The sequence below is a fragment of the Xenophilus azovorans DSM 13620 genome (genome assembly GCF_000745855.1).
Classification (GTDB): domain Bacteria; phylum Pseudomonadota; class Gammaproteobacteria; order Burkholderiales; family Burkholderiaceae_C; genus Xenophilus; species Xenophilus azovorans.
On sequence record NZ_JQKD01000102.1, the window covers coordinates 1 to 6,735 of the forward strand.

Below are 6,735 nucleotides of genomic sequence, written 5' to 3' on the forward strand. Positions count from 1 at the left end.
GGAACATCGCGCTCGGCGAGCCGTAGAGCGCGGATCGCGGATCGGCGCCGGCGCCGGCGCCGCGCGCAAGGGTGTGGTTGATGGACCGCTTACGGTGCAGGCCGTGGCGCATCTGCAGCTGTCACCGCAGATGGGAGCGACAACGGGTCCTTCTGCCCCCGACATTGCTCGCCATGCGAAACCGATCCGATCCGGCGGCGATTTCGGCTTCATGCGTATGCCAGCGGACACTGCGCGTTGACGCGGCACGCACCGACCTCTAAGGTCCAACCAACGCAGTAGCTGGCCCTGCTTTCCCTGGCAAGCCCTGGAGTACACCCGGACGCAGACCTCAGCGCAGCTTGCGCAGTCTGACGCCTCCCTACCGCACCCACCGCCGGCGGCTTTCGAAGCCGGGCCGGGCAACCATTGCCCGGCGCCGAAAGCTTTCTCCCTGCCGGTAGCTGGCAAGCCGGCCCCACGACGTATCGCGCCGTGACCCCGCCAGCCCTGGAATCCTCGATCCGCACAGCGGATCTGTTCATCCGTCCACCCCACGGGGGCTAACCGCCCCCAATCGGTGCGTTGGCCCCTGCCCTCATTCCAAGGAGCCAACCATGCTGGAGCACAGCAACGCACCCGAGACTCGACTCTACCCGCCGATTGGCGCCCCATCCGGCAGTGAGCATGCTGCCCAACTCGTCTTCGAGGCACTGATCGAGCGGCTGCGAGACGGAGACGCACCGATCGTCTCGCTCGCGGCCGCAGCCGCCATGCTCGACGCCGCGGACGACGGATCACCCGTCGAATGGAGCGAGGAAGACGTCGTCTTCCTGCACTGGCGCCTGCTCGGGGAAGTCCGTCGACTCGCCGATCCAAAGACGCCATTGGAGGAGAAGTTCGACACCCTGCGCTGGGTCTTCACCGAGCGCGAGAAGGATCACAGGCCCTTCAGCTTCGTGTCCTGCCTACGCGTCGTCGGCTGCAGTCCGCTGTCGCCGCTGCAGTACTGCGGCTTGGTGGACGTCGAGGAGATGCGCGACCTGATTCGCTACGCAGTGCGTCGCTGGTTGCATCAGACCCTGGATCGCTATCCGACTTGGGTGCGCGAGGCCATTGCAGACCATCCCGAGTGGGTCGAAACCAGGCTGGCCCGCAACCCCCAGTGGGTCAACGAAGAAGTCAGACGCGTCGCGCTCGAGGGCGACCTGTTCGCATGACAGCCCGGCCGGACACCCCACCGTGGCGGCGAGACCCGCTCTCACCCATCAATTCATGAAAGGAGTCCGCCATGTCCCAGTGGAAGGACGCTCTGTGCCTGCTGGCGATCTTCGCGGCATACGGCCTCGCCGGCCACCTGGACTACGAGGACGCCGTCGCGATGGAAGAAGCCATGCGCGAGGAGACACCGTCGCCCTGCGTCGCCATGCACGTCGCTGCCGCGGAGCTCGATGCGCTGCACTCGACCGATGTCGTGTCGGCGAGCCTCGGCACGCCGGCCCCTGCAGTTTTCCGAGACCGGCCTGCTGGCCGGTCGAACCATGAGGAGTGGATCCATGCATCGTCCCGCAACGCTGCGCGCGCCGGCTGCGCGCGCTCTGATGCCCGTCAGTGACCTGGGCGACATCGAGTACCTCGTCAAGGAAAGCGAAGTCCTGACCGGTCGCGCAGGTCGCTGTTTCGTCGTGGCCGGCGCCGACCGCCTGACCTATCGGGTGCATTGGCACCCGCTGGGATTCAAGGTGGAGCGCCTTGACGAACAAGGCTGCGTGCTGGATCGCCGGCACCTACTGCCTTGGGAGTTCGAGACCCACAGCGTCGCGCAGGCGCTGGCCAGCGGCCAGCTCTTCACCGCCTCGGTGTCGAGCGCGATGCAGTCCGGCATCTGATTCCGATTCAACCGCCAGTGTGACGCCCCTCAATGGGCGCCGCACCGGCCTTCCAGGAGATCTCCATGAAGATCCAAGTGCACATCAACGAAGAGGGCGCTGTGCGCAACCAGCGCTATGCCTTCACCGACCGGTTCACCCTGGTCACCGAGCTGCTGCAGAATGCCCGTCGCGCGGGTGCGAACCACATCGTGGTCGAGCACTACGCAGAGAAGCAAGTGCTTCGCGTCCACGACGATGGTCGAGGTATCGGCGACTTCCAGAAGCTGCTGAGCTTTCACGAGTCCGGCTGGGACGATGCCACGATCGCTCAGGAGCGCCCGCTCGGCATTGGCTTCACCAAGTGTCTGTACGCTGCAACGCGCGTGGTAGTTGCATCGGGCCGCCAGCGCGTAGACCTCGATACCGCCGCATCTCTGCGGCGCGAGGCCTTCGAGGTAGAGACGCTGGAGCGCCCGCAGAGCGGCACAGCCATCGAATTGCACGGCGTGGACATCGCAGACCTGGCGCAACGCATAGCGACGTTGTGCGAGGGATTCCCGGTCGACGTGGCCTTCAATGGCCAGCACCTGGAGCGGCGCTGCGCCGAGGACCACCTTGCCCTCATGGCCACGCCGATCGGCGCGGTGCATGTCGCGGGCAACCGTAGCGGCAAAGCCACGCGAGGCACGCTGGTGTTTCTGCAGGGCTTCTGCGTCAAGCGGCCGGCGTACTACACGGTTGGTGAGGTCAACGTAGTCCATCTCGACCCGGAGCAGTTCATGGCGCGACTCCCCGACCGGGACACGCTGATCGATGCCGACCAGCAGCTCCGACAGGTCGACGCCCAGGTCAAGCTCTCCTGGCGGAAGATCCTCCAGGTGGCACGGACGCAAATGCCGGCAAGGCAGTTCGTCGAGACGTACTTCGACGCCATGAAGCAGTGGGGCCACCTGGACCTGCTCAACGACCTGGACGCACTGCCGGCGGCACTGTTCGAGCGCATCGTGGGCTACCCCATTCAGGTGGCCTACGACCAGCGGGACTATGTCGAGCCTCTCACCACGGCGCCTGCCCGCCGGGACATCGAGGAAGGCCGTGTGACCGTGGTGTCGCTGGGCTGGCCCGACGGCGAGAACACGGGACACTGGATGCTTGCCAAGCACAAGCAATGGCTCACCGTCCAGGCGCATGTGCTCCACCCGGACCACTGGCTCCGGCCTCACGTCCGCTACATCGAGGACCAGGATCTGCACATCGAGGCGCAGTCGGAGTTGGCGCGCACGACGCTGGAGGGCCGCTGGGTGTGCCCACTGGTTATCGTCTGCGAGTCGGTGCGCATCCGCCTGGGTGACCATGCTGTGGACATTCTCGATGAGGGCATCTGCCGCGATGGCGACATCGTGGTTCCCGCCGGAGAATGCTCCGGCGAGCCGGTGCGCCAGCTGTCCGACTTCATCGACGCGCAAGATCGCTACCGCGAAGACGAGATGGAAGCGGATCGCGACGCGCTGGCCGACCTGATCCGCCGGCTGCGCTCCTCCGACCCGGTCGAGACGCTGCATTCTCTGCTGAACGAGCTCCAGCTCGGGAAGTATCCCCTGCTGCATGGCAGGCGCTTCGAGGTGGCCGTAGGTGTAGGCAGTGCTCCGGGCTGCTCGGTGGACCTGCTCACGCTCGATCCCTCGGCTGACGGGGACAACCATGCAGAACGCTGAGTACGCCGCGCGGATAGATGTGGCCAAGCAGCGCGCGCACGGCCGCTGGACCGAGATACTCTCAGCCCTCGGCCTGGACGAGCGGATGCTCAGGCGCAGGCCGATGCCCTGCCCCGTCTGCAAGGACGGGGTGGATCGGTTTCAGTACACCGACAAGTTCGGCGAGGGCAATTACCTCTGCCGCAAGTGCGGCCCCGGCGGCGGCTTCAAGCTGCTGCAGGCATGCAAGGGCCTGGACTTCCATGCCGCGCTATGCGCGGTGGAGAAGCTGGTGGGGGCGCTGCCGCCCGCGCCACCGGCCAACGACGCCGGGCCCGAGCGCATGAAGAAGCTCGTGCAGCGCATCTGGAACGAGGCGAGGCCGGCCACGCTAGGAGACGAGGTAGACCGCTACCTTCGCGGCCGGGGCCTGTCCCTGAGCAGCTACCCATCCTCTCTGCGCTTTCATCCAGCGCTGGGCTACTACCAGAAGGAGGGTGCGGCCAAAGCCCGCAAGGTAGCGGAGTACCCGGCCATGCTGGCGAGCGTGCAGGACGCGCAAGGCGCCGTGACGCTGCACCGCACCTACCTTCAGAACGCCCGCAAGCTCGACGCGCCCGATGCCAAGAAGGTGCTCAGCAGCGGCTTCGCGGGGGCAGCAGTGCGCCTGGCCGAGTCCACGGACGAGCTGGCCGTTTGCGAAGGCATCGAGACGGGCATTGCCGTCTTCCTCGCCACCGGCAAGCCGGTGTGGTGCGCGCTGAGCGCGGGAAACCTGGAGAAGCTCTGGATCCCGGAGAACGTGCGCAGCGTGTGCATATACGGCGACAACGACGGCGACGGCGACTACACCGGACAGGCCAGCGCCTACGCGCTCGCGCGCCGGCTCAAGCGCGAAGACGCCCAGAGCGGTCCCCGCGCCGTTCGGGTCTTCCTGCCTCGGCAGGCGGGAACGGACTGGGCCGACGTGTGGCGGCAGCGGCAGGAAGCCCTGCTGCTACGCGCAGCGTAGCTGATGTCTGAGGGGATGGGCGCAACCCGTCCCCTCCTTTTCAGCGCAGCTTCACGATCCGAGGCTGCACTGAAAAGGTTTCTCCCCTGGTCGCAGCCAGACCAGGCCGCTCATGCGGCAAAGGCTGCCTTGGAGTCTTCCGCGCGACCACGGTCGCGCCATCGTGGACCGGCATCACGCCGGTTCGTCATCAGCCCTCGCGGGGATGCGCATCCCCGTGGGGGAAGGCCGTCCCCGCTTTTCGCAATCGAAGGAGATTGTCATGAGAAGCGGACGAACCCTGGTGAGCCTGGCGCAGGAACTGCAGCGCCAGCTCGAAAGCAAGAAGGATCTGGTCGTGCCCTCCCCACTGGTGCGCCACAGCACCAGCGAAGGCGGCGGCACGAGCCTCGTGATCGAAGAAACCGGCGGCCCTGCGTCCTACGGAGTCACGCCCCTGGCGCGGCGCCAGCTGGCCGACAAGCTGGGCATCCCGTATGCGTACTTCGAGCGTATGCGCGAAAACCAGCCGGCGCTGCTCGACCGCAATGTCAACACCTGGCTGCAGAGTGAGGCCGACCGGCGGCTGCTTCGCACGCTCGATGGCAACGTGCGAGCGGTGCTGTCCGACCGCTACCGCCGCCTGGACAACTACGACCTGGCCGAGCATGTGCTGCCCATCCTGCAGGGCCTGCCTGACCTGACGTTCGAGTCGGTGGAGCTGACCGAGACGCGCATGTACCTCAAATGCGTCACGCCACGGCTCAAGTTCGAGATGGCACCTGGCGACATCGTCCAGGCCGGCATTGCAATCTCCAACTCCGAGGTTGGACAAGGCACGCTGTCGGTCCAGCCCCTGTTGTTCCGTCTGGTGTGCCGCAACGGCCTGATCGTCGCGGATCGTGCACTGCGCAAGACGCACGTGGGCCGCTCGTTGGCTCAGGAGGACGAAGGCGTGACCGTCTACCAAGACGACACGTTGCGTGCCGACGACAAGGCCTTCTTCCTCAAGGTGCGCGATGTCGTGCAGGCCGCAGTCTCCGAAATGACCTTTCGACAGGCCGCGGTGAAGATGCAGAGGACGATGGGCATCCAGATCATCGGCGATCCGGTGCAAAGCGTGGAGGTGCTGGCCCAGCGCTACACGCTCAACGACACCGAGCGATCGGGGGTGCTGCGGCATCTTGTGTCGGGCGGCGACCTGTCGGGTTACGGGCTCGTCAACGCGGTCACCCACTACAGCCAGGAGGTGGAGGACTACGACCGGGCAACCGAGTTCGAGGTGCTGGGCGGCAAGCTGATCGAGCTGAGCGCTGCCGAATGGAAGCCACTGGCCGAGGCGGCGTGAACCGCCGATAGCTGCCCCGGAACGGGAGACGACATTTCTCTCGTTCCGGTGCAGCCGGCGACCTTCATGCCAGTCTCAGATGACCTGAGCGCAGATCGCGCCATGGACCTTCCCGATGATCCTGACGCCGCGGTGCGAAGCCGCGGCCTTCCCGGTCCACTCGATGTCCTGGTAGGCCTTGTTGTCGCACTTGAGAACCACGCCCTTGCCCACTCGCTGCTCCATGCGGCGAATGAGAAGGGCGTCACCACATCTGAGCGCATAGATTCCATTGCCTGCCAGACGGGTGACGGTCGTGTCCACAAAGATGAGGTCTCCGGCCTTCAGCTTGGGAGCCATCTCATCGCCCGGTACCCGCATAGGCACGCCCAACTGGCCACCCCTTCTCAGGAGGCCGGCGATGTCATGGATGCAGTTCGCGACCTCGACGAGATGGGCACTCTGTGCTGGCGGATGTGCAGCGTTTCTGCGTAAGCCAATCAGGTCATCGGCGCTGCAGCCCAGCCCGATGGTATGCGTCCGGCCAACCCACATTGAAGTTCGATAGCCGGCCAAGGATGCTTGTGTCCACGGACTTTTGCGTGGACACATGGACACTTTGGAAACGAACACAGCGGTTGCGGCACCGCCCAAGCGCAGTTGGCGGCGGCACTCTGACGAGTTCAGGGCACGGATCATCGAGTTGGCACGCCAGCCGAACACGTCGGTGGCCGCGGTGGCGCTGGCCAACGGGCTGAATGCGAACATGCTGCGCCGCTGGGTGCGCGAGTCCGAGGCTGCCGGCAAAGCCGCCACCGAGGTGGCGCAGCCGCGTGATGTGGTCACGCCGGCGTTCATGCAGTTGCCGATGTC

8 protein-coding genes are annotated in these 6,735 nt (G+C 65.9%); 7 read left to right on the forward strand and 1 reads right to left on the reverse strand.

Going from position 1 to position 6,735, the window contains the following annotated elements:
- Positions 1-596 precede the first annotated feature (596 nt).
- From Q392_RS25925 to Q392_RS25950, 6 genes are all read left to right on the forward strand, one after another.
- A complete protein-coding gene (locus Q392_RS25925) occupies positions 597-1,199 on the forward strand; it encodes a hypothetical protein (RefSeq protein WP_038215254.1) in 603 nt (200 codons plus the stop codon).
- A 71-nt stretch (positions 1,200-1,270) separates the two neighbouring features.
- Positions 1,271-1,594: a hypothetical protein gene (locus Q392_RS25930; RefSeq protein ID WP_038215266.1), complete on the forward strand. Its 324-nt coding sequence runs from the start codon at positions 1,271-1,273 to the stop codon at positions 1,592-1,594.
- Positions 1,536-1,868 carry a hypothetical protein gene (locus Q392_RS25935; protein ID WP_038215268.1) on the forward strand — a complete coding sequence of 111 codons (333 nt, stop codon included), beginning with the start codon at positions 1,536-1,538 and terminating at the stop codon, positions 1,866-1,868. The genes Q392_RS25930 and Q392_RS25935 overlap by 59 nt, the downstream gene beginning before the upstream one ends.
- A gap of 65 nt (positions 1,869-1,933) precedes the next feature.
- On the forward strand, positions 1,934-3,565 hold the full coding sequence (locus Q392_RS25940; protein ID WP_038215276.1) for a death domain-containing protein: 1,632 nt from the start codon (positions 1,934-1,936) through the stop codon (positions 3,563-3,565).
- Positions 3,552-4,556: a DUF7146 domain-containing protein gene (locus tag Q392_RS25945; protein ID WP_038215270.1), complete on the forward strand. Its 1,005-nt coding sequence runs from the start codon at positions 3,552-3,554 to the stop codon at positions 4,554-4,556. Before Q392_RS25940 ends, Q392_RS25945 begins: the two co-directional genes overlap by 14 nt.
- 262 nt (positions 4,557-4,818) lie before the next feature.
- Positions 4,819-5,883 carry a DUF932 domain-containing protein gene (locus Q392_RS25950; protein WP_038215273.1) on the forward strand — a complete coding sequence of 355 codons (1,065 nt, stop codon included), beginning with the start codon at positions 4,819-4,821 and terminating at the stop codon, positions 5,881-5,883.
- Between the two features lie 75 nt (positions 5,884-5,958).
- Here the strand turns inward: Q392_RS25950 and Q392_RS25955 are convergent, their stop codons facing one another.
- The gene (locus Q392_RS25955) at positions 5,959-6,438 is read right to left on the reverse strand and encodes a S24 family peptidase (protein ID WP_245610826.1); all 480 of its coding nucleotides are present in this window, start codon (positions 6,436-6,438) and stop codon (positions 5,959-5,961) included.
- 34 nt (positions 6,439-6,472) lie between these two features.
- On the opposite strand from Q392_RS25955, the gene Q392_RS33690 reads away from it, so the two are divergent.
- Positions 6,473-6,735: transposase (locus Q392_RS33690; RefSeq protein ID WP_157008309.1), on the forward strand; the 263-nt coding region annotated here is incomplete at its 3' end.

Excerpts from the sequence above, each read along its gene's own strand:
- Q392_RS25930 (WP_038215266.1), top strand. The coding sequence starts at position 1,271 with ATGTCCCAGTGGAAGGACGCTCTGTGCCTGCTGGCGATCTTCGCGGCA.
- Q392_RS25950 (WP_038215273.1), top strand. The coding sequence starts at position 4,819 with ATGAGAAGCGGACGAACCCTGGTGAGCCTGGCGCAGGAACTGCAGCGC.
- Q392_RS25940 (WP_038215276.1), top strand. The coding sequence starts at position 1,934 with ATGAAGATCCAAGTGCACATCAACGAAGAGGGCGCTGTGCGCAACCAG.
- Q392_RS25925 (WP_038215254.1), top strand. The coding sequence starts at position 597 with ATGCTGGAGCACAGCAACGCACCCGAGACTCGACTCTACCCGCCGATT.
- Q392_RS25935 (WP_038215268.1), top strand. The coding sequence starts at position 1,536 with ATGCATCGTCCCGCAACGCTGCGCGCGCCGGCTGCGCGCGCTCTGATG.
- Q392_RS25945 (WP_038215270.1), top strand. The coding sequence starts at position 3,552 with ATGCAGAACGCTGAGTACGCCGCGCGGATAGATGTGGCCAAGCAGCGC.